At 70.6% G+C, this 24,898-nt stretch carries 18 protein-coding genes; 4 read left to right on the forward strand and 14 right to left on the reverse strand.

Annotated features, from left to right (window positions below):
• The first annotated feature begins 132 nt into the window (after positions 1-132).
• On the forward strand, positions 133-1,167 hold the full coding sequence (locus QMK61_RS02550) for a LacI family DNA-binding transcriptional regulator (protein WP_302070204.1): 1,035 nt from the start codon (positions 133-135) through the stop codon (positions 1,165-1,167).
• A gap of 234 nt (positions 1,168-1,401) precedes the next feature.
• On the opposite strand, the gene QMK61_RS02555 is transcribed toward QMK61_RS02550, so the two are convergent.
• Together QMK61_RS02555 and QMK61_RS02560 are read right to left on the reverse strand one after the other, a co-directional pair.
• Positions 1,402-2,919 carry a glycosyl hydrolase gene (locus QMK61_RS02555; protein ID WP_302070205.1) on the reverse strand — a complete coding sequence of 506 codons (1,518 nt, stop codon included), beginning with the start codon at positions 2,917-2,919 and terminating at the stop codon, positions 1,402-1,404.
• A 34-nt stretch (positions 2,920-2,953) separates the two neighbouring features.
• A complete protein-coding gene (locus QMK61_RS02560; protein WP_302070207.1) occupies positions 2,954-5,878 on the reverse strand; it encodes a TonB-dependent receptor in 2,925 nt (974 codons plus the stop codon).
• A gap of 564 nt (positions 5,879-6,442) precedes the next feature.
• On the opposite strand from QMK61_RS02560, the gene QMK61_RS02565 reads away from it, so the two are divergent.
• Positions 6,443-8,098, forward strand: a complete 1,656-nt coding sequence (locus QMK61_RS02565) for an alpha-glucosidase (RefSeq protein WP_302070208.1) — start codon at positions 6,443-6,445, stop codon at positions 8,096-8,098.
• 40 nt (positions 8,099-8,138) lie between these two features.
• Complete coding sequence (locus tag QMK61_RS02570) at positions 8,139-9,119, forward strand: alpha/beta hydrolase-fold protein (protein ID WP_302070209.1); 981 nt, start codon at positions 8,139-8,141, stop codon at positions 9,117-9,119.
• A 13-nt stretch (positions 9,120-9,132) separates the two neighbouring features.
• Here the strand turns inward: QMK61_RS02570 and QMK61_RS02575 are convergent, their stop codons facing one another.
• The 12 genes from QMK61_RS02575 to QMK61_RS02630 form a co-directional block, all read right to left on the reverse strand.
• Complete coding sequence (locus QMK61_RS02575) at positions 9,133-10,002, reverse strand: AraC family transcriptional regulator (protein WP_302070210.1); 870 nt, start codon at positions 10,000-10,002, stop codon at positions 9,133-9,135.
• A gap of 252 nt (positions 10,003-10,254) precedes the next feature.
• Positions 10,255-11,871 (reverse strand): alpha-amylase family glycosyl hydrolase, encoded by a 1,617-nt coding sequence (locus tag QMK61_RS02580; protein ID WP_302070211.1) that lies wholly within the window; start codon positions 11,869-11,871, stop codon positions 10,255-10,257.
• Complete coding sequence (locus QMK61_RS02585; protein WP_302070212.1) at positions 11,868-12,689, reverse strand: alpha/beta hydrolase-fold protein; 822 nt, start codon at positions 12,687-12,689, stop codon at positions 11,868-11,870. Before QMK61_RS02585 ends, QMK61_RS02580 begins: the two co-directional genes overlap by 4 nt.
• Complete coding sequence (locus QMK61_RS02590) at positions 12,686-13,804, reverse strand: alcohol dehydrogenase catalytic domain-containing protein (RefSeq protein ID WP_302070215.1); 1,119 nt, start codon at positions 13,802-13,804, stop codon at positions 12,686-12,688. The genes QMK61_RS02585 and QMK61_RS02590 overlap by 4 nt, the downstream gene beginning before the upstream one ends.
• Positions 13,801-14,634, reverse strand: coding sequence for a phytanoyl-CoA dioxygenase family protein (locus QMK61_RS02595; protein WP_302070216.1), 834 nt, complete (start codon positions 14,632-14,634; stop codon positions 13,801-13,803). Before QMK61_RS02595 ends, QMK61_RS02590 begins: the two co-directional genes overlap by 4 nt.
• Positions 14,635-14,788: 154 nt before the next feature.
• Positions 14,789-16,243: an MFS transporter gene (locus QMK61_RS02600; protein WP_302070321.1), complete on the reverse strand. Its 1,455-nt coding sequence runs from the start codon at positions 16,241-16,243 to the stop codon at positions 14,789-14,791.
• Between the two features lie 372 nt (positions 16,244-16,615).
• Positions 16,616-16,828, reverse strand: a complete 213-nt coding sequence (locus QMK61_RS02605; RefSeq protein WP_302070217.1) for a DUF2945 domain-containing protein — start codon at positions 16,826-16,828, stop codon at positions 16,616-16,618.
• A complete protein-coding gene (locus tag QMK61_RS02610; protein ID WP_302070218.1) occupies positions 16,825-17,388 on the reverse strand; it encodes a DUF488 domain-containing protein in 564 nt (187 codons plus the stop codon). The genes QMK61_RS02605 and QMK61_RS02610 overlap by 4 nt, the downstream gene beginning before the upstream one ends.
• A 64-nt stretch (positions 17,389-17,452) precedes the next feature.
• The gene (locus tag QMK61_RS02615) at positions 17,453-18,700 is read right to left on the reverse strand and encodes an AGE family epimerase/isomerase (protein ID WP_302070219.1); all 1,248 of its coding nucleotides are present in this window, start codon (positions 18,698-18,700) and stop codon (positions 17,453-17,455) included.
• Entirely contained in the window at positions 18,697-19,671 is a 975-nt protein-coding gene (locus tag QMK61_RS02620) for a carbohydrate kinase (RefSeq protein WP_302070220.1), read from the reverse strand. The genes QMK61_RS02615 and QMK61_RS02620 overlap by 4 nt, the downstream gene beginning before the upstream one ends.
• Positions 19,672-19,927: 256 nt before the next feature.
• On the reverse strand, positions 19,928-21,196 hold the full coding sequence (locus QMK61_RS02625; protein ID WP_302070322.1) for a sugar MFS transporter: 1,269 nt from the start codon (positions 21,194-21,196) through the stop codon (positions 19,928-19,930).
• A 95-nt stretch (positions 21,197-21,291) separates the two neighbouring features.
• Positions 21,292-22,344: a LacI family DNA-binding transcriptional regulator gene (locus QMK61_RS02630; protein ID WP_302070222.1), complete on the reverse strand. Its 1,053-nt coding sequence runs from the start codon at positions 22,342-22,344 to the stop codon at positions 21,292-21,294.
• Positions 22,345-22,492: 148 nt separating this feature from the next.
• Here QMK61_RS02630 and QMK61_RS02635 point away from each other — a divergent pair, with 148 nt between their 5' ends.
• On the forward strand, positions 22,493-24,832 hold the full coding sequence (locus QMK61_RS02635) for a GH92 family glycosyl hydrolase (RefSeq protein WP_302070224.1): 2,340 nt from the start codon (positions 22,493-22,495) through the stop codon (positions 24,830-24,832).
• The last annotated feature ends 66 nt before the right edge of the window (positions 24,833-24,898 follow it).

Raw genomic sequence — 24,898 nt, forward strand, 5'->3', positions numbered from 1 at the left:
GGCGTCCCGATGACCATGGAGGCCGGCGGGTAAGGCCGGGCAGGCCTGCGGGGCGGGCGGTACTACCGCGCCGGTGGCGGCATCCCTACACTCCCTGCGAGGGGCTGCCGATGCAGGGCAGGCACGGAGGACATGCGAATGCCTACTTCGCTGGACATCGCCCAACTGGCGGGCGTGTCGCAATCCACGGTGTCGCGCGCGCTGCGCGGCGACCCGATGGTGAACGAGAAGACCCGTGACCGGATCCGGGACATCGCCCGCCGGCTTGACTACACCGTCGACAAGAACGCCTCCAACCTGCGCCTGCAGCAGACCCGCACGCTGGCCCTGCTGTTCTTCGAGGACCCCACTTCCGACGAGTCGAACATCAACCCGTTCTTCCTGTCGATGCAGGGTTCGATCGCCCGCGTCTGCTCCGAGCGCGGCTACGACCTGCTGGTCTCGTTCCAGCAGATGTCGCGCAACTGGCATGCGGAGTACACCGGCAGCCACAAGGCGGACGGGCTGATTCTGCTCGGCTACGGCGATTTCCTCGACTACCGGCACAAGCTCGACGCGCTGGTCCAGTCGGGCACGCGCTTCGTGCGCTGGGGCTCGGCATTGCCGGACCGGCTGGGCGTCTCCATCGGCAGCGACAACCCGCTCGGCGGCCGCATGGTGACCGAGCACCTGGTGGCCCAGGGGCGCCGCCGCATCGCCTTCCTGGGCGCGCCCGAGCATTCGCCGGAGGTGATGGAACGCTACCGCGGCTACGAGGCGGCGTTGCGCACGGCCGGGCTGGAGATCGACCCGGCGTTGCGGATCGACGCGATCACCACCGAACAATCCGGCCACGACGCGGTGCTTTCGCTGCTCGACCGGGGCGTGGCGTTCGACGCCGCCTTCGGCGCCAGCGACCTGATCGCCATCGGCGCAATGCGCGCGCTGGCCGATCGCGGCCTGCGCGTGCCCGACGACGTGGCGGTGGTCGGCTTCGACGACATCGCCATGGCCCGGAGCGTCCACCCGCCGCTGACCACCGTGGTGCAGGACACGCGCCGCGCCGGCCGGCTGCTGGTGGAGGCGCTGATCAATCTGATCGAGGGCAAGCCGGTCCACGCCACCCGCCTGCCGACCCATCTGATCGTGCGGCGTTCCAGCGTCGCAGCCGGTTCCACGGCCGCCTGAGCCAGGACGGCTCTTCGCCTTCCAGGGCCTGGTGGCGAAGCTCGGCAAAAAACAGGAAGGCCGTTCGCGCTGAGCGTAGCTTGCGACAGCGGGCGGAGTCGAAGCGCCCGCAGAGCGCCTCTTCGGCTCCGGCCCTGCGGGCCTGCGCTCAGAGCCTGCCCCGGACCGGATCCGGGGCGAGGTGAGGTATGGCAGGAGCGAGCCGCCAGTGCCTTGAAGTGGCGCGCCGCAGGGCTAGCGCAACTGCACCACCACCAGCCCCTGCGGCGGGATCTCCACGTTGAACCGGCCGTCGTGCACCGCCACGTGCTCGGGCGCCGCCATGCGGGCGGCCTCGCGCAGCGTGCGGATCTGCTCCAGGCTGGGATAGTCGGGGCGGCCCATCGCGTCGAACGCCGGGATCACGTTGCCGTGGCGCGTGTCCAGCCGCCAGACCGTGGCCTCGCCGATGCCGCCGGGATGGTCGATGATGACCTCGAAGCGCTTCGCCTCGCCCTTGGGCGGGCCGGGCACGTAGGTCGTCCCGCTGCTCACCGGCGGGGCGTAGTTCCACAGCGCCAGCACCAGGCTGCCGTCGCCGCGCCGCGTGGCCAGCACCGGGCCGTCGCCGGCCGGCAGGCGGGTGTCGCCCAGCCGGTGCAGCATGGTGAAGGCGTTGAACGAGGGCTTCGGGATGCCGCGCTCGGCGACCAGACCAAAGCCGCCGTAGAACGGCGTCTTCACCACGCCCTGTTCCTCGAACACGTCGGAGAACGCCCAGAAGCTCATCACGTCCACATGACCGTCGCAGTCGTGGATGACCTTGGCCAGGTAGGGGCCCATGTAGGTCGCGTCGGTGATGTCGGGCCGGTTGAAGGCCGCGGCGTTGAACTCGCTGAGGATGAAGGGCAGGTGCGGGTATGGCGACGCGGCGATCTGCCGGTGCACCTTCCTCACGTCGGGACAGACGTCGCCGTAGGCGTGCGTGCTGACGAAGTCCACCGGCACATGCTGTTCGTGCGCGTGCTTGAGGAAGTCCGGTATCCAGGCCACGGCGGAGGTCGCGGGGCCGCCCACGCGCAGCCGCGGGCTGACCGCCTTCAGGTCGCGCGCGGTGTGGTCGTAGAGCTTGAAGTAGCTGGCCTGCGCCGGCGTGCCGTTCCAGAACGCGATGTCGGGCTCGTTCCAGGCCTCGAAATACCAGCTCGACACCTCGTCGATGCCGTAGCGCGCGACCAGGTGCCGCGCGAAGGCCTCGATCAGGCCGTCCCACAACGCGTAGCTCTTCGGCGGCGAGGCGCGCAGCTTGTAGAAGAACGGCTTGGCGGCGTCGGGGTGGCTGTCCAGGTCCGGCGGCATGAAGCTCAGCTCGATGTAGGGCTTCACGCCGAGCGCGAGCAGGCCGTCGTAGATCTGGTCGACGTAGGAAAAGTTGTAGATCGGCCGGTCCTGCTTGTCCAGGGTGAACACCCCGACGTCCTCGTCGAGGATGCCGTGGGCGCGCACGTAGGCGAAGCCGGTGGCCTGCTTCACCATGCGCATGTCGCGCCGGTAGCTGGCGCGCAAGGCCAGCGCCGCGCGGCCGGAGCCGAACATCCGTTCCCAGAAGTGCGGGAAGGGCGCGCCCTTGGCCTGGGCGTCCACGTTCACCCGGATCGCCGGCGGCGGCGCCGGCGTGGTGGTCGTGGCCGGGGCGGCCGCGGCGGCCAGCAGCGAAGCCAGCGCGCAGGGCGCGAGCAGCGCGTTGCGGAAACGGTGGAGCGTGGAAGTCATGGCTTCTCCCGGCAGGATCGGATCGCGTGCCGCGTCAGAACTTCAGGCCGACGCCCGCGTAGAACGTGCGGCCGAAGTACTGGATCGTGCTGGTCTGGGTGGTGTTGCCGAAGTAGGTGCGGGTCGGCTGGTCGGTCAGGTTGAGGACCTGGAACAGGCCGCTCAGGTGGTCGTTGAAGTGGTAGGCCGCCTGGTAGTCGACCACCTTCTCGGAGGCGAAGTAGACGGTCTGGAAGTTGAAAGCCACCTGCGCCGCGGACACGAACGGCGAGCGGTAGTTCGCCGCCAGCCGGGTGGAGAACCTGCCGTGGTCGAAGAACAGCGCGGCGCTGGCCACGTGCTTCGACAGGCCGGGCAGGTTCTGCTTCTGCGGGAAGCCGCCCAGGTCGGAATCCACCTGGGTGCCGCTTTCCGTGTAGGCGTAGTTGAGCGCTACGCCCAGCCCGGACCAGACGCCCGGCAGGAAGTGCGTCTTCAGGAACTGCAGCTCGATGCCGCGCACGTGGCCGCCCTTGGTGTTGTTGTAGGCGGTCTGGAATTCGCCGTTGAGATAGGGCTTGCCGGTCTGCGGATTGACCGGGACGGTATAGCCGTGGGCGGCGAAGTCGTAGTTCTCGTCGGTGATGGTCTGCACGAACGAATCGATGTGCTTGTAGAACACGTCGGCCACGAAGGCGCCGCTGGAATCGGGGAAGTAGTGCTCGAAGCTCAGGTCGTACTGCGTGGCGTACATCGGGTCCAGCAGCGGATTGGTGCCGCTGGTGAGATTGTAGGTGCCGTTGAAGATGAACGAGGCGACGCCGGACTTGAGCAGGTCGATCGGCGGGCGCGACATCACCTTGGCGGCGGCGAAGCGGACCTGGTTGTCGTCGTCCAGGTGCAGGTTGAGGTTCAGCGACGGCAGGTAGTCGGTATAGGTCTGGCCGGGGTTGACGCGGACGTAATCGGTGCTGACCACGCCGCGTCCGTCGGCGATCGGCTCGCCCTTGCCGTCGCCGACCTGCTGCAGGCCGGGGCTGTACTGCGAGGTGTGCACCACGCGCAGGCCCACGTTGCCGGTCAGCTCGCGGCCGAACACGGTGGTGTCGATGTCGCCCTGCAGGAAGGCGTCGCGGATCTTGACGTTCACGCCGCCGCTCTGGGTCTCGGTCCAGTTCTGCGACCAGTCCTTCTGCGGGTTCGGCACGATGCCGTTCGCGGCCAGGATCGCGTTGGCGTCCAGCGCCAGGAAGCAGGGGAAGCTGCCGAACGAGCCGCCCTTCCAGCAGGTCTTCACCGCGTCGGCAGCGTTCAGCGCCAGCGGCGGCTGGTTCGGCGTCGACAGCCAGTACTGGCCCCAGGCGGAGCCGTACAGCCAGACCTGTCGGTCGGCGTCGTAATCGTGGTTGCTGAGGTAGAGGCCGCCCTCGATGGCGTAGAAGACCGGGTTGTCGGCCAGCTCGTACTGCACCGTGGTGCGGAACGCCTTCATGCGGTCGTGGTAGATGGTCGGGTAGACGCTGTAGCTGGACAGCGCCATGCGGCCGAGGTCGGTGTACATGCCCGGGTTGGCGACCGAGAAGTCGCCCACGTTCAGGCCATGCAGCGCGAACGACATCGACTGGTCGGCGATCAGCGGCAACCCCGAGCCCAGGCCGTCGTAGGGGTCGGCGGTCACGTCGGAGCCCACCGTGTGGCTCGTCGCGTGCGAGGCGGAGAAGTCCGCCGTCACCGTCCACGGGCCGTCCTGCCACTTGGCGTTGAGGCCGCCGGAAAACACGTTGGCGTCGTTGGACTGGTCGTTGGCGGTGGTCGCCACGGAGAACGCCTGCAGGCCGGGGATGCCGAAGAAGCCGCCCGGGATGCTGCTGGCCGTGCCGCCGATCAGCGCGCCGCTGGACGACACCACCGGGTCGGTGATGACCGCGCCGCCGTTGGTGAACAGCTGTGCACGCATGCCGCGCTGGAACGAGCCGTCGTGGAACTTCGAGAAGAACCCGGTGCCGGTCAGCGTGAAATGCTCGTCGGGCCGCCAGACCACGGTGCCCATGTAGCCGCGGCGGCGCTCCGAGCCGCCGTCCTGGTTGATCTGCACGCCGGTGTTGAGGTAGACCGGCTTGCCGCCCAGGATCGCCGGCGTGCTCGAGTACGACTCGTTGACGTACTGCTCGGCCACGTGCGGCTGGGACAGCTCGGCGAAGCCCAGGCCGACGCCCAGGGTGTCGTGGAGAAACTTGCCCTGGTAGGCCGCGCTGAAACGGAAGGCGCGCGGGTGGGCGCCGTACACGTCGCTGGCCCGCGAGTTGTAGCTGCCGCGCGCGTCGACGTTGAAGCTCTGGTCCTTGCGGTTCTCCAGCGGGTTGGCCGTCTGCATCGCGATGGTGCCGCCCACGCCGCCCTCGATCAGGTCGGCCTGCGAGGACTTGTACACGGACACCTGGTGGATCAGCTCGGACGGGTAGTCGTCGAACTGGATGTAGTTGCTGCCGCTGGTCGACGGCTGCACGCGGCCGTCCAGGGTGGTCTGGATGAAGTTGCCGGTCAGGCCGCGGATGTTGATCTGCGAGGCCTGCCCCCCGATGCGCTGCGCGGCGACGCCGGGCAGGCGGGTCAGCGCGTCGGCGATGGACTGGTCCGGCAGGCCGCCGATGTCGGCGGCGGTGACCACGTTCTCGATCTTGTCGGAGTAGCGCTGGTAGTCGATCGACGTCTCGACGCTGCGGCTGAACCCCGTCACGGTGATCGTGTTGAGGGTCTGGGCGAGCTTTTCCTGCGGACGGCTCCTGGACTTGTCGTCCTGTTTCGGCTTGCCGGTGTCGTCCGTGGCGGCGGATGGCGCCTGGCCGCCCGCCGGCGCGGCGGCCTTGTTGCCGGTGGCGTCCTGCGGCGCGTGCGACGGCGCGGCCGCGTGGACCTCGCAGCCCATGCCGATGCCGATCGACGCCAAGGCCAGGACAAGCAACTTGCGCTTGAGATTCATGGTTTCGCCCTCCCCCATTGCCATGACACTTCTAATGGTTTTCGAATGCGGACGCGTGCCTTCGATGTAATGCAAGGCGTGTCGCGGCCGGTTTCGCCGGGATACTAGACGGGCATTTTCAAGCGGGACAACTTCCGCATACGTATGCGATCACCGAATACGTATGCGAAAAACCGCGCGAACCGGTTTCCCCGCCGCGACGGCGTCGCCGCAGGCAGGCCCGGGGTGCGGCCGGGTGCGACATCGTGGACGGGCGCATGCCGCATTGCGGCGCGGATGGCGGGGCTTTCCTTGCGGGCGTCAGTGCGCTGCGCTGGCGTTTTTCTGGTGTCCTGCAACATGGCCGCGGCCTCTATCGAGGGACGTGCCGGCCGGCGTCCGCAAAGGCGTTTTGGCGCGTGTATCCGCATTTCTCCATGAATACGATTGCGGGCCCTGTTTTCGGTTTTTGAGTCCACGTACGCTTGCGCCCCCTAGGGCATTTTCAGCGGCATTCCTGCCATTCCTTCCTGTTGAGCGCCGCATGCGCGCCGTGGCCGCGCATGCCTGCATCGGAGACGCACCATGAGCAACGCCCCCTGGTGGCGCGGCGCAGTCATCTACCAGATCTATCCGCGCAGCTTCCAGGACAGCGACGGCGACGGCATCGGCGACCTGCCGGGCATCACCGCGCGCCTGGACTACGTCGCCAGCCTCGGCGTCGACGCCATCTGGATCTCGCCGTTCTTCAAGTCGCCGATGGCCGACTTCGGCTACGACATCGCCGACTTCCGCGACGTCGACCCGGTGTTCGGCACGCTGGCCGATTTCGATGCGCTGTTGGCCAAGGCGCACGCGCTGGGCCTGAAGGTGCTGATCGACCAGGTGCCGAGCCACACGTCGATCGAGCACCCCTGGTTCCAGGAAAGCCGCCAGAGCCGCGACAACCCCAGGGCCGACTGGTACGTGTGGGCCGACCCGCGCGAGGACGGCACGCCGCCCAACAACTGGCTGTCGATCTTCGGCGGCCCGGCCTGGCAGTGGGAGCCGCGCCGGGAGCAGTACTACCTGCACAATTTCCTGGCGGCGCAGCCCGATCTCAACTTCCACCATCCCGACGTGCCTGGGGCCACGCTCGACCACCTGCGCTTCTGGCTCGACCGCGGCGTCGACGGCTTCCGGCTGGACTCGATCAACTTCTGCTACCACGACCGCCTGCTGCGCGACAATCCGGCCAAGCCCGCCGAGCAACGCTTCGGCCGCGGCTTCTCGCCGGACAACCCCTACGCCTACCAGTACCACCACTTCAACAACACCCGGCCGGAAAACCTGGCCTTCCTGGGTCAGCTGCGCCGGCTGCTGGACCATTACCCGGGCGCCACCTCGCTGGGCGAGGTCTCGTCCGAGGACTCGCTGGCCACGATGGCCGAGTACACCGGCGACGAGCGCCTGCACATGAGCTACAGCTTCGAGCTGCTGACCGACGAGTGCTCGGCGCGCTACATCCGCGCAACCGTCGAGAGCCTGGAGCGCCAGATGCCGCGCGGCTGGCCGTGCTGGGCGATCTCCAACCACGACACCATGCGCGTGCGCTCGCGCTGGGCCGGGTCCGACGCGCCGGAACACATCGCCAGCCTGTTCACCGCGCTGGCCTGCACCCTGCGCGGCTCGGTGTGCGTGTACCAGGGCGAGGAACTGGGCCTGCCCGAGGCCGAGGTGCCGTTCCACGCGCTGCGCGATCCCTACGGCATCGCCTTCTGGCCCAACTCCAAGGGCCGCGACGGCTGCCGCACGCCGATCCCGTGGCGCGACGGCGAGCACGGCGCCTTCACCACCGGCACGCCATGGCTGCCCGTCGACAGCCGCCACCGCGGCCTGAGCGTGGCGGCGCAGGAAGGCGACCCGGCCTCGCCGCTGAACCGCTTCCGCCACTTCATGCAGTGGCGCCGGCACAGCCCGGCGCTGCGCTGGGGCGAGATCAGCTTCCTCGACGCGCCGGAGCCGCTGCTGGTCTTCCTGCGCAGCTTCGACGACGAGACGGTGCTGGCGATGTTCAACCTGGGCGGCGAGGCCGCCGCGCTGCCGCTGCCGGCCTGCGTGCTGTGCGTCCACGATGGCCACGGCCTGCCGGGCGGGCGCGTGGAGGACGGCGTGGCCTACCTGCCCGGGCACAGCGTGCTGTTCGCCGACGTCGCCATGCTGCAGGCTGTCGCGGACGCGCCTGCCGCCGCCTGCCGTTGAACCGGAACCCGCCATGCATCGATCCACGAGTGACATACCCATGCCCACCGCCCACCGAAGCCTCGCAACGACCGCCGCCGCGCTGCTGCTCGGCCTGGCCGCCCTGGGCGCCACTGCGCGTTCGCGCGCGGCCGAACCGTCGCCGCCGCAGGTGCCTGCCGGGCGCATCGTGCGGCTGGAGCGGGTGCCCTCGCAGTACGTGGCGCCGCACAATGTGGACGTCTGGCTGCCGCCGGGCTATCCGGAGCAGGCGCCGTACGCCGTGCTGTACATGTTCGACGGCCAGAACCTGTTCGGCCGCCGCTCCGGGCCGGGCCTGCAGAGCTGGCGGGCGGCGGCGACCGCGGCGAAGCTGATGGCCGCCGGCAAGACGCGGCCGTTCATCATCGTCGGCCTCTGGAACGCGCAGTCGCTGCGGATGAGCGAATACTTCCCGCAGAAGCCGTGGGAATCGCTGACGCCGGCGCAGCGGCAGGCGCTGTTCGCCCGGCAGCTGGGGACGTTCCAGATCCTGCCGGTGGCGCCGTATTCCGACGCGCTGCTGAAGTTCGTGACGCAGGAGCTGAAGCCCGCCATCGACCGCCGCTTCGCCGTCGATCCCGCGCCCGGCGCGACCTTCGCGATGGGCTCCAGCATGGGCGGGCTGATGGCCTGGTATGCGATGTCGGAATACCCGGGCGTCTTCGGCGGCGCGGCGTGCCTGTCCACCCACTGGCTGGGTCCGTACCTGGCGCTGGACGATGGTACGCACGACCCGGCCCCGGATGCGTTCGTGGACTACATCGCGCAGCACTTCCCCGCGCCGGCCGGCCACCGCGTCTACTTCGACCATGGCACGAAGACGCTGGACGCCTGGTACGACCCCATCCAGAAGCGCGTCGACCGCCTGCTGCAGTCGAAGGGCTGGAACGGCCGCCACTTCGAGAGCCGGGCATTCCCCGGCGCGGACCACAGCGAGGCATCCTGGGCCGCCCGGCTGGATGCGCCGATGAGCTTCCTGCTGGCGCCTGGTTCCGATTGAGCGTCGGCCGGCGTCAGGCCTCGCGGGGCGGCCGGCGCTGCGCACGGCCGGCGCGGCGGTAGGCGCCGGGCGTCATGCCGAAGCGCTGCAGGAACAGCTCGCCGAAATGCGAGGCGGTGGAAAAGCCCAGCTCGCCCGCGATGGCGGCGATGCTGCGGTCCGTCTCCAGCAGGCGGCGGCTGGCCAGGTGCAGGCGGTGCGCCCGCACGTAGTCGCTCCAGTTCATGCCCACCTGCTGCTTGAAGCGACGGCTGAAATAGGCGGGCGACAGGGCGCATAGCGCCGCCGCCTGCTCCGCGCCGGGCGCGTCCGCGGGGGAACGGCGCAGGCGGTCGATGGCGGGGCGCAGTCGCTGCAGGCCGTGGGCGTCGGTCGCCAGCGGCACGCCTTCCACCGCCGGCGCCAACGCCGCGGCGCGCAGCAGCAGCCGGGCGATCGGCAGCGCCAGCGGGTCGGTCGCGTCCAGGCCGGCCAGCCACTCGGCCAGCAGCATCAGGCGGCGGTGCAGGCCGCGGTTCGGCAGGGCGCAGAAGGGCTGGCGCAGGCGCTCCAGTCCCGGCCGGCGCGCCAGCGGCTCACCGGCGGCGGCCTCGATCTGCACCAGCATCCAGTCGCGCGGGCCGGCCTCGAGGAAGAAATCGTGCTGGCGCATCGAGGGGATGAAGGCGAGGCTGCGCGGCGCCAGCGCATAGCGGCGGCCGTCGGCGTCGAAGTGGCCGGCGACTTCGCCGAACAGCACCAGTTCGTGCACGTCGTGGAAATGCACGAACGGATCGGTGGCGCCCGCCTCGCGCCCCTGGCGGATGCGCTCGGCGCGCACCGGCGCGCCGGGTGGCAGTTCGACGGGTTCGCAGATGGGGCGGTCGAGGTGGGGCAGGGCCATGGGAGGATTGTCGCCCATCGGACGGTGGGTGTTGGTGGCGTGCCGGGCGTTTCACCTCGGTGGCACTCTCCGGCCGGGATGCGCGTCTCCCGGCGGATTCCCTCGCCCGTTCGCGTTGAGCGTAGCCCGCGCAGCGGGCGAAGTCGAAACGCCGCGTTGCCGAAGGCCCTTCGACTTCCTCGCTCCCCAAGGCGCGACCATCCTTGGTCGCTCCCCGCGTCGGCCCTTCGGGCCTACGCTCAGGGTGAATGGTCAGGGGCGCGCGGGCGTGCCCACGATGCGTACCTGCATCGGCTTCAGCACCGCATCGGGCGAGGCGCCCGCGCCGTCGCCGAGCAGGTCGACCCAGGCGATGCCGGCGACGAGCCCCGGGTCGAGCCGCGGCTTCGCGTCGGTCTTGCCCAGGTTCACCAGCAGCAGTGTGCGCCGCGCGCCGTCCTCGCGCAGGATGCACAGCACCGCGCTGTGGTCGTCACAGAGGATGCGCTGCGTGCCTTCGTGCAGTTCCGGTCGCGCGTGGCGCAGTGCCAGCAACTGGCGGTACCAGTGGTAGAGCGAATCCGGCCGGGCTTCCTCTTCCTGCAGCGAGACGCCGTCGTGCGAGCGGTTGTAGCGGTCCGGCCACCAGGGCGTGCTGCCCTTGTACCAGATCGCCGAGCCCGGGGCGTCCAGGTCGGCCCGCCAGCGGAATGCCTCGCGCGAGGGGATGCCGACGCCGTCGGTGAGCGGGATGCCGCCGGCCTTGCCGACGTTCTTCGGCTGCACCCCGCGCATGCCCAGTTCCTGCCCGTAGTAGATCAGCGCGTCTCCCTTGAGCAGCAGCGCGATCGCGGCGCCGGCGCGCGCCCTGGCGGGGTCGCCGTGCACTTCGGACATGTAGCGGTCGATGTCGTGGTTCTCCAGGAAGACCACCTGGCGCTTGCCCGGCGGCGTGGCGGCGTCGGTGGCGCGGATGGCATTGACGATCTGCTGCTTGTCCAGCGAGACCAGCGCGCCGCGCAGCGGGAAGGCGAACACCATGTCCACGTGGCCGTCGGTCAGCCACTTCGTGCCGTAGCCCCAGTCGGCCTGCTCGGCGAGGATGCCGAGGCCCGGGCGGCGCGCCTTCAGCGCGTGGAAGATCGGCGCCCAGAAGTCCGCGAACAGGTGCGTGTCCAGGCCCTCGTGGTCGAGGTCGTCCATCATGTGGTCGATGCGGAAGCCGTCCACGCCGTCGCGGCCGCTGCCGTCGCCGTGCGGGTCGGCCCAGTACAGCAGCAGGTCCCGGAAGTAGTCGCGCACCGCGGGGTTGCCGAGGTTCACCATCGCGATGCCGTAGGACGTGCCGGTGTAGCTCGCCCACTTCGCGCGGCCGAGGAAGGGCTGGGCCACGCAGTGCTTCGCGTCCTTCCACAAGAGGTAACCGGCGTACTTCGCGTGCGGCTTGCAGATCGAGTCGCGCCACCACGGGTTGCCTTCGGCGACGTACTGGAATTCCTCGTCCAGGTACACCTTCAGGCCCTGCGCGTGCGCGGCGCGGACGAAGGCGAAGTAGTCGTCCAGCGTGCCGTAGGCCGGGTCGATGGCCCTGAACGCGGTGGCGAAGTAGTTGTGGTAATAGGGCGAGGGCTGCAGCGGCGTAAGCAGGATCGTGGTGGCGCCGAGCTGCCTGATGTAGCCGAGCTTCGCGGTCAGTCCCCTGAGGTCGCCGATGCGGTCGCCGTTGGAGTCGCGAAAGCTGCGGAAGAAGATCTGGTAGAACACCTGGCTGGCCGGCGGCGCGGGTGCCGCGGCCGGCGCAGGCGTCGCGGCGGCGACCGGGACGGAGGGCGCGGCCAGCGCCAGCAGGGCGGTGGCGAGTGCGGCGAGCAGCGGTCGTGCGGGGTTCATCGGTCGTCTCCCGTGGCGTGCAGCACGTCGCCGAAGAAGCGCAGCGTGCCTTCCAGCGTGGCCGACCAGTAGGCCCAGTCGTGGCCGCCCTCGCTTTCGGCGTAATGGTGCGCGATGCCGGCGCGTTGCAGGGCGCGGTGCAGTGCGCGGTTGGCTTCGAGGTAGGGGTCGTCGAGGCCGCAGTCGATGCGCAGCGGCGGCAGCGTGCCGGCGGCGCCGGCGAGCGCGGCCAGCACGTCGAGGTCGGCGGGCGCGCGGCTCCAGTCGCGGCGGTCTTCCTCGATCAGCGCGTCGAACTGCGCCGCCTCGGTGACCGCCGACAGCGCGGCGGCGGCGGCGTAGCGGTGCGGATACTTGCCGGCCAGCCGCAGTGCGCCGAAGCCGCCCATGCTGAGGCCGGCCAGCAGCAGCGGCGAGCGCGCGCCGCAGCCGTCCACCAGCTCGCGCGCCAGCGCGGGCACCTCGTCGACGATCCAGCGTTCGGGGTCGTGGCCGGCATGCGCCACGTAGCCGGAGCCGTCGCCCCACAGGCCGTCCGAGGGCATCACCAGCGCCACCGGCGGCAGCGCACCCTGGTCGATCAGCCGCGCCGCGGTGCGGTGCGCGCCGCCCTTCAGCGCCCAGGCCCAATGCGAGCCGTACACGCCGTGCAGCAGCGTCACGACGGGCAGGTCCGCCACGCCCCGCGCCGCGGGCGGCACGTACAGGGTGACGTCGGCGCGGCGGCCCAGCGCGCGGCTCTTCACGGTGACGAAGGACAGCCCGTCGGCCTCGATGCCGGGTGCGGAAACCTCGACGGTGCGGAAGGCCGGGCTCATGCGATGCGCAACACGCCCTTGGTGCTGCGCCCGGCCAGCATGTCGTCGAAGGCCCGGGCGAGCGCTTCCATCGGATAGCGGTGGCTGATCAGCGCGGCCAGTTCCAGCCGGCCCTGGGCGATCCAGTCGAACAGCCGCGGGAAGTCGCGCGCGGGCACGCAGCCGCCGTACAGCGGCGCGAGGTAGCGCTTGTTCCAGAACAGGTCGGTGAGTTCCAGCGTGGCGGGGCCGTGCGCGCCGCTGACCTGCAGCGCGTCGCCGCCGTTGCGCGCCAGCTGCAGCGGCAGGAAGGCCAGCGCGGGCACGCCGGTGGCCTCGAAGGCATGGTCCACGCCGCGGCCGTCGGTGAGCGCGCGCACCTCGGCGACGAGCCGCGCGTGGCCGGCGTCGTCGTCGCGCGCCAGCAGCGCGTGGGTGGCGCCCAGCTCGCGCGCGCGTTGCAGCCGCGCGGGCACGCGGTCGATGGCGATGATGGTGCGCGCACCGGCGAGGCGCGCGCCCTGTACCACGTTGAGGCCCACGCCGCCGCAGCCCAGCACGGCCGCCGTGGCGCCCGGCGCCATCGCGGCCACGTTCACCGCCGAGCCCACGCCGGTCATCACGGCGCAGCCGAGGATGCAGGCCACTTCCGGCAGCAGATGGGGAGGCAGCGGCGTCACCGCCTCCGCCCGCACCAGGGTGTAGCGGGCGAAGGTGCCGAGGTGGAAGGCGCGCTCGACCGGCCGGCCGCGCCAGCGCGTGGCGCCGGGGTGGGCGCGGCTGGTGCCGAGGCGCGCGACGTCGGTCTCGTGGGTGCGCTCGCACAGCGGCGCCGCGCCGCGTTCGCATTGCGCGCAGTGGCCGCAGGGGATGGCCCAGTTCAGCATCACCGGCTGGCCGATCTCCAGCCCTTCCACGCCCTCGCCGATGGCCTCGACGTAGCCGGCGCCCTCGTGGCCCAGCACCAGCGGGCCGGGCCAGCGCAGCGCGGCGTGGTCGGTGTGGCAGACGCCGGCGGCGACGATCGCCACGCGCACCTCGCCGGCCGCGGGCGGGTCGACCTCGATGGTCTCCAGCCCGAACCGGCCGTCGCCGTTGGCGATCAGCGCCGCGCCGCGGACGACGTCGTCCGTCATGCCGCAGCCCCGCGCCCGGACAGCCCGCCTTCGAACAGCACGGGGTTCTTCGGCGTGTCGACTACCGCGCCCACGCGCGCTCCGGGGCACCAGCGGTCCCAGTCGGCCTGCTGCATGTGGTTGTCCGGCGCCTGCAGGCGCATGTCGCGGTCCATGTAGATCACCGTCATCACCGAGCGCGGCCGGGCCGAGCGGTTGGGGCCGGCGCGGTGGAAGGTCCAGCCGGAATGGAAGCTCACCTCGCCGAGCTCGAACGGCTCGTCCACCACGCGGAAGCCATGCGCCTCCATGTTGGCGGTGATCGCGCGCTCGCTCTCGTCGGAGATGCCCAGGTCGCGGCCGAATTCCACGTGCTGGCTGCCGGCGAAGAAGGCCAGCGGGCCCATGTCCTGCGGCACCGCCTGCAGCGGCACCCAGGCGGTGATGGTGCGATCGCTGGCCAGCGGCCAGTAGTACTGGTCGGCATGCGCGGGCGTGATGCCGCCGCCCGGTTCCTTGTATAGCGACTGGTCGTGATACAGCCGCACGCCGTCCACTTCCATCAGCGCCGCGGCGAGGCCGGCGAGGCGCTTGCCGAACACGAACTCGCGCACCGTGTCGCTCTCTTCCCACAGGTTCATCACCTGCAGGAAGGCGCGGTCGTAGGTGCTGCGTTCCTCGAGCGGCCTGGTCTGCGTGTTCAGCGCGATGGTGAGGCGGGTGATCTCTGCGCCGTAGTGGCGCAGCGCGTCGGCGTCGAACACGTCCTTGAGCTTGATGAAGCCGTCGCGGCGATAGCCGACGATCTGTTGTGCGGTAAGCGGGTAGGGGCGGTCGAGATCGATGGCCATGTCGGGTTCCTGCCGTGTCCGGGGCGCCCGGGCCGACAAGTCGGTACGGGCGGGATGGCCTCATGGTAGGAAACGGCATCAGGGCAGGCATCGGCGGCACTTGCCCAATGCCGACCGGGGACTGTCGGATTCTTGACCTGTCGTGCGGGAGGGTTCAGGCCGCCTGTCCGTCCGCCAGCCGCACCCGCAGCGTGCACAAGCCCGCCACGAACAGGCTGGCGCCGCCCACCGCCAGCGCCCACACCGGCTGGCCGTGGAAGCAGCGCTTCAGCAGCTCGCCCAGCACGCTGGCGGCGACCAGCTGCGGGATCACGATGAAGAAGTTGAAGATGCCCATGTACACGCCCATCTTCGCCGCCGGCAGGTTGTCCGACAGCATCGCGTAGGGCAGCGCCAGGATCGACGCCCAGGCGAAGCCCACGCCGACCATCGGCAGCAGCAGCCAGTGCGGGTCGCGGATGAACAGGAACGACAGCAGCCCCGCGCCGCCCAGCCACAGGTTCGCCAGGTGGCTGGCGCGCAGGCCCCAGCGGCGCACCATCCGCGGGATCACCGCCGCCGCCAGCGCGGCGCAGCCGTTGTAGACGGCGAACAGGACGCCGACCCAGTTGGCCGCCTCGTTGTAGAGCGCCGAGTGCGCGTCGGTGGCGCCGTACTGCACCTGCGCCACCGAGGCGGTGGTGTAGATCCACATCGCGAACAGCGCGAACCACGAGAACAGCTGCACCCAGGCCAGCTGGCGCATCGCCGCGGGCATCACGTGCAGGTCGCCCAGCACGTGGCCGAGCAGGCCGCGCTTTTCCGACAGCACCGGCCGCAGCTTCAGCGCCGCCTCGTAGCCGACCAGCAGCAGGCCGTAGACGACCAGGCCGCCGGCGAGCAGGTACATCTCCTGGCGCAGGCCGAAGTGCGCGATCAGCAGCGCGAGCAGCGCGCCGGCCAGCAGCCACGCGCTGCCGTTGCGCCAGATGCCGCGCAGGTCGGGCAGCGCGCCGCCATCGGCCGCGGGGTCGAAGGCGCGCAGCTGCTCCGGTGGGTATTCGCGGGTGCGCAGCACCGTCCAGAGCACCGCGCCCAGCAGCGCCACGCCGCCGGCGTAGAAGGCATACTTCACCGTGTCGGGAATGCCGCCGCCCACCGCCACGTTGCTCACGCCCAGGTGCGCCAGGATCCACGGCAGCATCGAGGCCACCACCGCGCCGATGCCGATGAAGAAGCTCTGCAGCAGGTAGCCCAGCGGGCGCTGGCGCACCGGCAGCTGGTCGGCGACGAAGGCGCGGAACGGTTCCATCGCCACGTTGAAGGTGGCGTCCATCAGCCACAGCAGCACCGCCGCCATCCACAGCGTGCCGGCGTTCGGCATCCACAGCAGCGCCAGCGTGGCCAGCAGCGCGCCGGCGAGGAAATACGGACGGCGCCGGCCCAGCCGCGTCCAGGTGCGGTCGGAGCAGTGGCCGATGATCGGCTGCACGACCAGCCCGGTCAGCGGCGCGGCCACCCACAGCACCGGAATCTGCTCCAGCGAGGCGCCGAGCGTCTGGAAGATGCGGCTGACGTCGGCGGTCTGCAGCGCGAAGCCGAACTGGATGCCGAGGAAGCCGAAGCACATGTTCCAGATCTGCCAGAACGACAGCTCCGGCTTGGTGCGTGCGGGGACGGCGGCGGTCAGCACGGCAGCGCCTGGCGACGGGAGGGGGCGGTCGGCGTCATCGGTCGTCTCCTGGCCGGCGGCAGGCCGGGCACGCGGGTATCCGCCCTAGGCTAGGCTGCATCGCGGTGCAGCAACCAGCGCTTGCATACGTATTCATTCGATGGATGCGGCGCCACGCTCTCCGCTTCTGCGCCCTCCCCTGCCTGCAGGGGAGGGCTGGGGAGGGGTGCCTTTCAAGTCGACGGAAAAACCTCACCCCCTCCCAACCTCCCCCGGCACGCAGGGGGAGGAGCAAGGCGCGGCGGCCAGCCGTGTCGCGCCAGCGCGCGGCTACTTCAACTTCCGCAGCGCCTTGCCCTTGTGCAGGGCCACGTGCTCGGTGCGGTCGCTGCGGATCTCGTACTGCGGTTCCTCGTCGCTGGCGTGGTGGGTGTAGCCCTTCCAGTCGACGTCCCGGGTGTGCACCTTGATGATGGTGCCGCGTACGCGGCCGGCCTCCGAGTTCCAGCTCACGTGGTCGCCGACCTTGTAGGTGTGCGTCATGACGGAGTCCTCGCATCGGGAAGTGGCAGGCCCGGGTAGACCAGGCCCCCGGCACAGGCTTGCGCCGCCGGCGTCATCGCGGCGTGTTCGACGTGGTGCGGCCCGAGGATGTGCAGCACTTCGCGCCCGGCGTGGAGCAGGTAATCGGCCACGATGCGCCGGTGGCAGCGCCACCACACCGCCTCGGCGCACATCACCGCGCAGCGGCGTTCGCGCGCGTCGGCGAGCAGCTCGTCGAGGCCTTCGTGGAACGGCGTGGTGAGCGCGTAGTCGGCGTGGCGACGGAAGGCGGGGTGCTCCCACCAGGTGTTGGGCGAGTCGTCCGCGCGGCCGCCGCGCCGGCCGCCCAGCTTCGCGTAGTGACGATAGCCGATGCCGTGCGCGGCCAGCGCGTCGCGTAGGGCGTCCTGGTCGTACTGCGGCCAGCGGCGCGAGCCGGGCAGGCGGCGCACGTCGGCGATCCGTTCCACGCCGTTCTCCTGCAGCAGCGCCAGGAAGTCGTCGAACGGGCGGGTGGAGTGGCCGATGGTGAAGACCGGCGGCAAGGATGATGCAGGCATGGGCGGAGCATGCCACGGTGCGGGTCGCCGCCGCGTCACCGGACGCGGCGGCGATGCCGGGTCCCTACGGGCAGGCGCCGCGGCGGATCAGCGCCAGCATCTCGTGGCAGGCGCCCATGGTGTGGTAGTCGGTCTTGCCGGCCGGGCTCTTCTCGTCGTCGTACTTGCGGTTGTCGCGGGTGAGGATGCGGTACCAGGCGCCGTAGCGATGATCGACCAGGTGCTGCCAGGCGTAGGCCCACAGCTTGCCGTACCAGGCGTCGTAGCCCGCCTCGCCGCTGCGCTCGCGCAGCAGGCCGGCGGCGGCCAGCGACTCGGCCTGCACCCAGAAGTACTTGTCGCCGTCGCAGATGCTGCCGTCGGGCGCGAAGCCGTAGCACAGGCCGCCGTGCTCGGCGTCCCAGGCGCGCGCCACGGCGGTGTCGAACAGGTGGCGCGCCACCGGCAGCAGCCAGTCGGGCGGCGTGCGACCGGCGGCCTCGAGTTCGCGGGCGAGGATCATCAGCAGCTTGGCCCACTCGGTCTGGTGGCCGGGCTGGAAGCCCCAGGGGCGGAACAGGTTGCGCGGGTCGTCCCGGTTGTAGTCGGGATCGACCTCCCAGTTGCGGTCGTAGTGCTCCCACACCAGGCCGCCCATCTTGGCCGCCTGGCGACGGGTCATGTGGTCGGCCAGGACCAGCGCGCGGTCGAGGTAGCGCGCGTCGCGGCTGGCCTGCCACGCGGCGAGCATCGCCTCGCACAGGTGCATGTTGGCGTTCTGGCCGCGGTAGTCGCTGAAGCGCCAGTCGGCGTCGGCCTCGTCGCGGTAGAGGCCGGCGCCGGCGTCCCAGAAGCGCTGCTCGAGCAGGTCCCAGGTCTCGTCCATCCACGGCACGGCCTCGCCGAGGCCGGCCTTGCGCGCGGTGGCGTAGGCCAGCAGCACGAAGGCGACGCCGTAGGCGTGGTTGGTGCTGTCCTCCGGCCGGCCGTCGCGGATCGTCCAGTGGTAGCCGCCGTTGCCCGGGTTGCGGTGCACCTCGCGCAGGTAGCGCAGGCCGTGGCGGGCGGCGTCGAGATACTCGCGCTGCAGCGCCGCGTCATCGGCGAACTCCATGGCCGCCATCGCGTAGTTGAAGACGAAGCGCGTGCTGCTTACCAGGTGGCGGTGGCTGCGGTCGTAGATCGTGCCGTCGTCCTTGAAGTACTGGAAGTAGCCGCCGGCGGGATCGATCGCGTGCGGATGGTAGAACGCCATGGTGTCGGCGATGTGCTGGCGCAGGACGCTGGCCGAGCGAAGGTCGGGCAGCGGTTCGGCGGGGAGGTGGGGACTCATGCGCGGGACTCCATGAAGGCTTGGACTTCGGCCGCGTCGGGCATCGCGGAAAACGAGCCCTGGCGCGTGACGGTGAGGGCGCCGGCGGCGGCGGCGAAGCGCAGCGTGGCGTGCAGGCGCGGCAGGTCGGTGGCCAGCGCGGGCAGTTCGGCGGGGCCGATGGCCTGCGCGGCGAGCCGGTACAGCAGGCTGCCCACGAAGGCGTCGCCGGCGGCGGTGCTGTCCACCGCGGGCACGCGGTAGCTGGGCAGTTCGCCGTGCGCGCCGGGCGTGAACCAGCGCATCGACGCGGCGCCGTCGGTCACCACCAGCAGGCGCGCGCGGCCCTGCCACAGGCGCTCGAGCAGGGTGGCTTCGCCATCCGCGGCGAGGTAGTCGAATTCTTCCGCGCTCAGCTTCAGCAGGTCGGCCAGCTCCAGCGCCGGCCACAGCAGCGGGCGCGGTTCCACGCCCTGCGGCCACAGCGCCGGGCGCAGGTTGAGGTCGAAACTGACCAGCGCGCCGGCGGCGCGCGCGCGACGCATGCCCTCGCGGGTGGCCTCGGCCAGCGCGGGGTCGGTCATGCTGTTGGAGCAGACGTGGAAGATCGCGGTGCCGTCGAACGCGGCGGCGCGGAAATGATGGGGGCGGAACAGCAGGTCGGCCGAGGGCGGGCGGTAGAAGCTGAAGCTGCGCTCGCCGTGCGCGTCCAGCGCGACGAAGGCCAGCGCGGTATTGGCCTCGCCGGTGCGCACCACGTCGTCCACCGCCACGCCGGCGCGGCGCAGGCTGTCCAGCAGCAGGTCGCCGAACAGGTCGGTGCCGAGCATGCCGGCGAAGCGCGCCGGTCCGCCCAGCCGGGCCACCGCCACCGCCACGTTGGCGGGCGCGCCGCCGGCGAAGGGCACGAAGGCGCGCGGGTAGCCGTGGCCGTCGCCGCCCTCGGCGTGGAAGTCGATCAGCGCTTCGCCGAAGCAGAGGATGGAACGCATGTCTAGAGCCTGTTCATAGTCTCTCCGTGGCCCGCGCCGGGAGTTGTTTGCGCGCAGGCCAAGGAAGAGCGAAGGAGTGGACGTCCGTCCACGACGGAGCGATGACGCGGGGATGCGGGCCAACAGACCCGGCCCGCACGCGGGGAGAGCCCATGGATGGACCCGGCTTTGAGGAGCGAGGAAGGGTTGGCTTGCCCTGGCCGCCAGGCGGCCAGGGCAAGCCAACGCGGGCTATGGTGAGATTGTGAGCAGGCTCTCACGCCGACGCCTCCGTGGCAGATGGCGCCGCAACCGGCGTGGACGTGCGGATCTTCGAGCCCGACAGGCCGTAGTACACGATGTAGGCGTAGCAAAGCAGCGGCAGCGCGAAGGCGTGCTGCAGGCCGATGCGGTCGGCCAGCACGCCCAGCAGCCAGGGAATGACCGCGCCGCCCACGATGGCCATGATGAGCAGGCTCGACGCCTTGCTGGTCATCGGCCCCATCCGCTCGATGCCCAGCGCGAAGATGGTCGGGAACATGATCGAGTTGAACAGGCCGACGACGATGACGCTGACCACCGCCACCTGGCCGTGGCTGAGCATGGTGGTCAGCACCAGCAGCACGTTGACCGCCGCAAAGACGCTCAGCAGCCGGCGCGGCGGCAGGAACGCCATCAGCCACGAGCCGAGGAAGCGGCCGACCATCGCCCCGCCCCAGTAGAACGAGGTGTAGTAGGCGGCCTGCTGCTCGCTGACGTGGCCGATGTCCGGCATCGACAGGTAGTTCACCATCGCGCTGCCGATCGAGACCTCGGCGCCCACGTAGAAGAAGATGCCGAGCACGCCGAACAGCACGTGCGGATGGCGCAGCACGTCGAAGTAGGTGTGGTGGACCGCGTCGGCCTGGTCGGTGGCCTCGCGCAGCGCGGGCAGGCGGAACAGCCACACGAACACGGCCAGCAGGAACAGCACCACGGCCAGGCCGATGTACGGACCCTGCACCGCGTGGGCCTGCTGCGTCTGGTAGGCGAGCTGCTCGGCGGGGGCCATCCGGGCGATCGCGTCCGGGGTCTGCACCACGCTGGAAAGGATCAGCTTGCCGCCGTACCAGAGCGCCAGCGCGGTGCCCAGCGAATTGAGCGCCTGGGCCAGGGTGAGGCGGCTGGAGCTGGTCCGCTCCGGGCCGAGCAGGGAGACGTACGGGTTGGCGGCCACCTGCAGCACGGTGATGCCGGTCGCCAGCACGAACAGCGCGGCCAGGAACGCCCCGTACAGGTGCAGCGCCGCCGCCGGCCAGAAGCCAAGCGCGCCGATGCCGGCGATGGCCAGCCCCGCCACCACGCCGTTCTTGTAGCCCAGTGCGGCCACCAGCCTGCCCGCGGGCAGCGACATCAGGAAATACGCGCCGAAGAACGTCGACTGCACCAGCATCACCTGCGCGTAATTGAGCTGGAAGGTCGATTTCAGGTGCGGGATCAGGATGTCGTTCAGCGCGGTCAACAGGCCCCACATGAAGAACACGGTGGTGATGACGCCCAGCGCCATCGGGTAGTCGGTGTAGCGCTGGCGTCCGTCCTGCGCGGGCGCAGGCGTGGAAGGTGGCGGTGCGGTGAAGGCCATGCGGTTCTCCCCCTCGGGATTCAGGCGGCGGGTGGCGGGCAACTGCTGTCGCGCACGACCAGCTTCACCGGCGCGACGGTGTGGCTGGGCGGCGTGTCGGGATGGTGCAGGCGGTGCAGCAGCAGCGCGGCGGCCTGCCGCCCGCGCTCGCGCGGCACGGTGGACAGCGTGGTCAGCGGCGGCATGCTCACCCGGGCCTCGGCGATGTCGTCGAAGCCGGTCAGCGCGAAGTCGTGGCCGGGGCGGCGGCCGTGCTGGTACAGGCCCAGCATCAGGCCCAGCGCCACCGCGTCGTTGTAGCAGACCGCCGCGGTGGGCGCGGACTTGCCGGCGAACAGCGCGGCGGCCTGCCGCGCGGCGTCCAGGCGGGTGGGCGCGCTCTCGATCATCCAGTGCGATTCCACCCGCAGCCCGGCCGCGTGCATCGCCTGGCGGTAGCCCTCGCGGCGTTGGCGGCAGGAGCTGGAATCGCGATGGCCGCCGAAGAAGGCGATGCGCTTGTGGCCCAGCGCGATCAGGTGTTCGGCGGCCATCTGCGCGCCGCGCTGGTTGTCCAGCACCAGGGTGTCCCAGTGCGCCCGCGCGGGCATGTCGCCGCCCAGCTCGCGGTTGAACAGCAGCAGCGGCAGGTGCTCGCCCACCGCCTCCAGCACCTTGCGCGCGTCGCCGCCCTCGGCCGGCGACAGGATGATGCCGCCGGGGCCGTGCTCGACCAGCGAGCCCAGCACCGCCTGCTCGCGGTCGGTGGATTCGGCGGTGTTGCCGAGCAGGGTGACGAAGCCGGCCGCGGCCACCGCCTCGTCCACGCCGGCGGCGAATTCGGCGAAGAACGGGTTGGCCAGGTCGTTCAGCACCAGCGCGATGCTGGACGAGGTGCGCCGGCGCAGGTTGGCGGCGGAGCGGTTGTAGACGTACCCTTGGCGGCGCAGCTCCTCTTCGACGCGCGCGCGCGTGTTCTTGTTCACCAGCGGGCTGCCGCGCAACACCAGCGACACCGTGGCGCGCGACACGTCGCAGGCAGCCGCGATGTCGCTGAGGGTGACCTTCCGTCGGACCTGCGGCGTGCTTCCCATCGTGGACGTTCCCCGGTTTGTAACGATCCAAATGTAACCGAATCTTGCCGGTTGAGCGAAATGCGCGAAATAACGCAGTGCAGCATGCGCCCGCCCGGCAGCGGGTGCTAGCGTGTCCGGTTTCAAACGATCTAAATCGAGGCTGCCCATGCGCCACAGTGCATTCCGATCCTGGCGACCCGTCCTGCTGGCCGCCGCGCTGGGCCTGGCCCCCGGCCTGGCCGCCGCCACCACGGCCGGCCACGCCGCGGCGGTCGACCCGCGCATCGGCACCGGCGGCGACGGCCACACCTTCCCCGGCGCCACGGTGCCGTTCGGCGAGATCCAGCTTTCGCCCGACACCGCGATGCCGGACTTCAGGCATGCCTACAAGTGGGCCGCCGGCTACCAGTACGGCGATCCCACCATCATGGGTTTCTCGCATACGCACTTCTCCGGCTCGGGCCATTCCGACCTCGGCGACGTGCTGGTGATGCCGGAGGCCGGCGACGTGAAACTGGACCCGGGCGACCCGGCCAGGCCGGGCAGCGGCTACCGCTCGCGCTTCAGCCACGCCACCGAGGTGGCGCAGGCCGGCTACTATGCGGTGACCCTGGCCGACGCCGGCATCCGCGCCGAGCTGACCGCGGGCCGGCGGATCGGCTGGCACCGCTACACCTTCCCGAAGGACCGGCCGGCGCACCTGCTGCTCGACCTGCGCCCCAGCATCTACGACTACCCCGGCAAGGTGCTGTGGTCGCGCCTGCGCGTGCGCAAGGACGGTACCGTCACCGGTTGCCGCACCACCCGCGGCTGGGCGCCGGGGCGCGAGCTGTGCTTCGCGATGCGCTTTTCGCAGCCGATGGTCTCGCGCACGCTGTACGACCGCGAGGCGAACGTGACCTACAAGGGCTTCAAGGGCCCAGGCAACCAGCCCGAGGACCATGACGCCGAGAACGGCCGTGCGCTGGAAGGTGTGTTCGACTTCGGCACGCTGAAGCAGCCGCTGGTGGTGAAGGTGGCGATCTCGCCGGTGAGCGAGGCCAACGCCGTCGCCAACCTCGACCAGGACGGCCGGGGCTGGGACTTCGACGCCCGCCGCGCCGCGGCCACCGCGGCCTGGGACAAGGCGCTGTCGGCCATCGACGTGTCCGGCAGCAAGACCCAGCGCACGCAGTTCTACACCGCGCTGTACCACGCCATGCTCTCGCCCACGCTGAGCATGGACGTCAACGGCGACTATCGCGGCCCCGACCACCAGGTGCACAAGGCGGACGGCTTCGACTTCTATTCCACCTGGTCGCTGTGGGACGTGTACCGCGCCCAGCAGCCGCTGATGGCCCTGCTGCGGCCCGACCTCAGCTCGCAGTTCGTGCGTTCGCTGATCGCGGCGCAGCAGGCCAGCCCGTTCGGCATCCTGCCGGTGTGGGCGTACCAGGGGCTGGAGACCTGGTGCATGATCGGCTACCACGCGGTGCCGGTGATCGCCGACGCCTACGTCAAGGGCGTGCGCGGCTTCGACGCGGAGAAGGCGCTGCAGGCGATGGTGTCCAGCGCCACCTACGGCCCCTACGGCGACCTGGCCGACTACATGAAGCTGGGCTACGTGCCGATCGACAAGGAGCCGGAGGCCGCCTCCAAGACACTGGAATACGCCTACGACGACTGGTCGCTGGCGCAGATGGCCAAGGCGATGGGCAAGACGAAGGTCGCGGCTGCCTTCGACAAGCGCGCCGCGAACTGGCGCAACGCGTGGGACCCGCAGAGCGGCTTCATGCGCGCCAGGCTCAGCAACGGCCAGTTCCGTACCCCGTTCGATCCCACCTTCGCCGGCTACGGCAGCGACTACACCGAGGGCAACGCCTGGCAGTACTCCTGGTACGTGCCGCAGGACGTGGCTGGGCTGATCGGCGCGATGGGCGGCGACGCGAAGTTCGTCGCCAAGCTGGATGCGCTGTTCGACGCCAAGGTCGATCCCTCGCACTTCAAGAACGTGGAGGACATCACCGGCCTGATCGGCTGGTACGCGCACGGCAACGAGCCCAGCCACCACATCGCCTACCTCTACGACTACGCCGGCGCGCCGTGGAAGACGCAGGAACGCCTGAAGCAGATCATGGACAGCCAGTACGCCGCGCGCCCCGACGGCCTGGCCGGCAACGACGACCTGGGCCAGATGTCGGCCTGGTACGTGTTCACCGCGCTGGGCTTCTACCCGGTGACGCCGGCCAGCGACGAGTACGCGATCGGCCGCCCGTTCGTGCCGAAGGCGGTGCTGCACCTGGCCAACGGCCACGCCTTCACCGTCGTGGCCGAGCACCTGGACGCGGCGCATCCCTACGTGGGCAAGGTCACGCTGAACGGCAAGCCGCTGGATCGCGTGTATTTGCGCCATGGCGAGATCCTCGCCGGCGGCGAGCTGCGCTTCGTGATGCAGTCCGCACCGGACCGCGCGTGGGGCGCGGACGTGGCGGCGCGGCCGGCGGCGATGAGCGCCTACGGACGGTAGGCGCCTTCGTCCGCCCGGGCTGGCGCGCGACGGGAAACATGCCAGAATGCCGCGACGTGCTTGAAA

This window comes from Fulvimonas sp. R45 (genome assembly GCF_030504985.1).
Lineage (GTDB): Bacteria > Pseudomonadota > Gammaproteobacteria > Xanthomonadales > Rhodanobacteraceae > Rhodanobacter_A.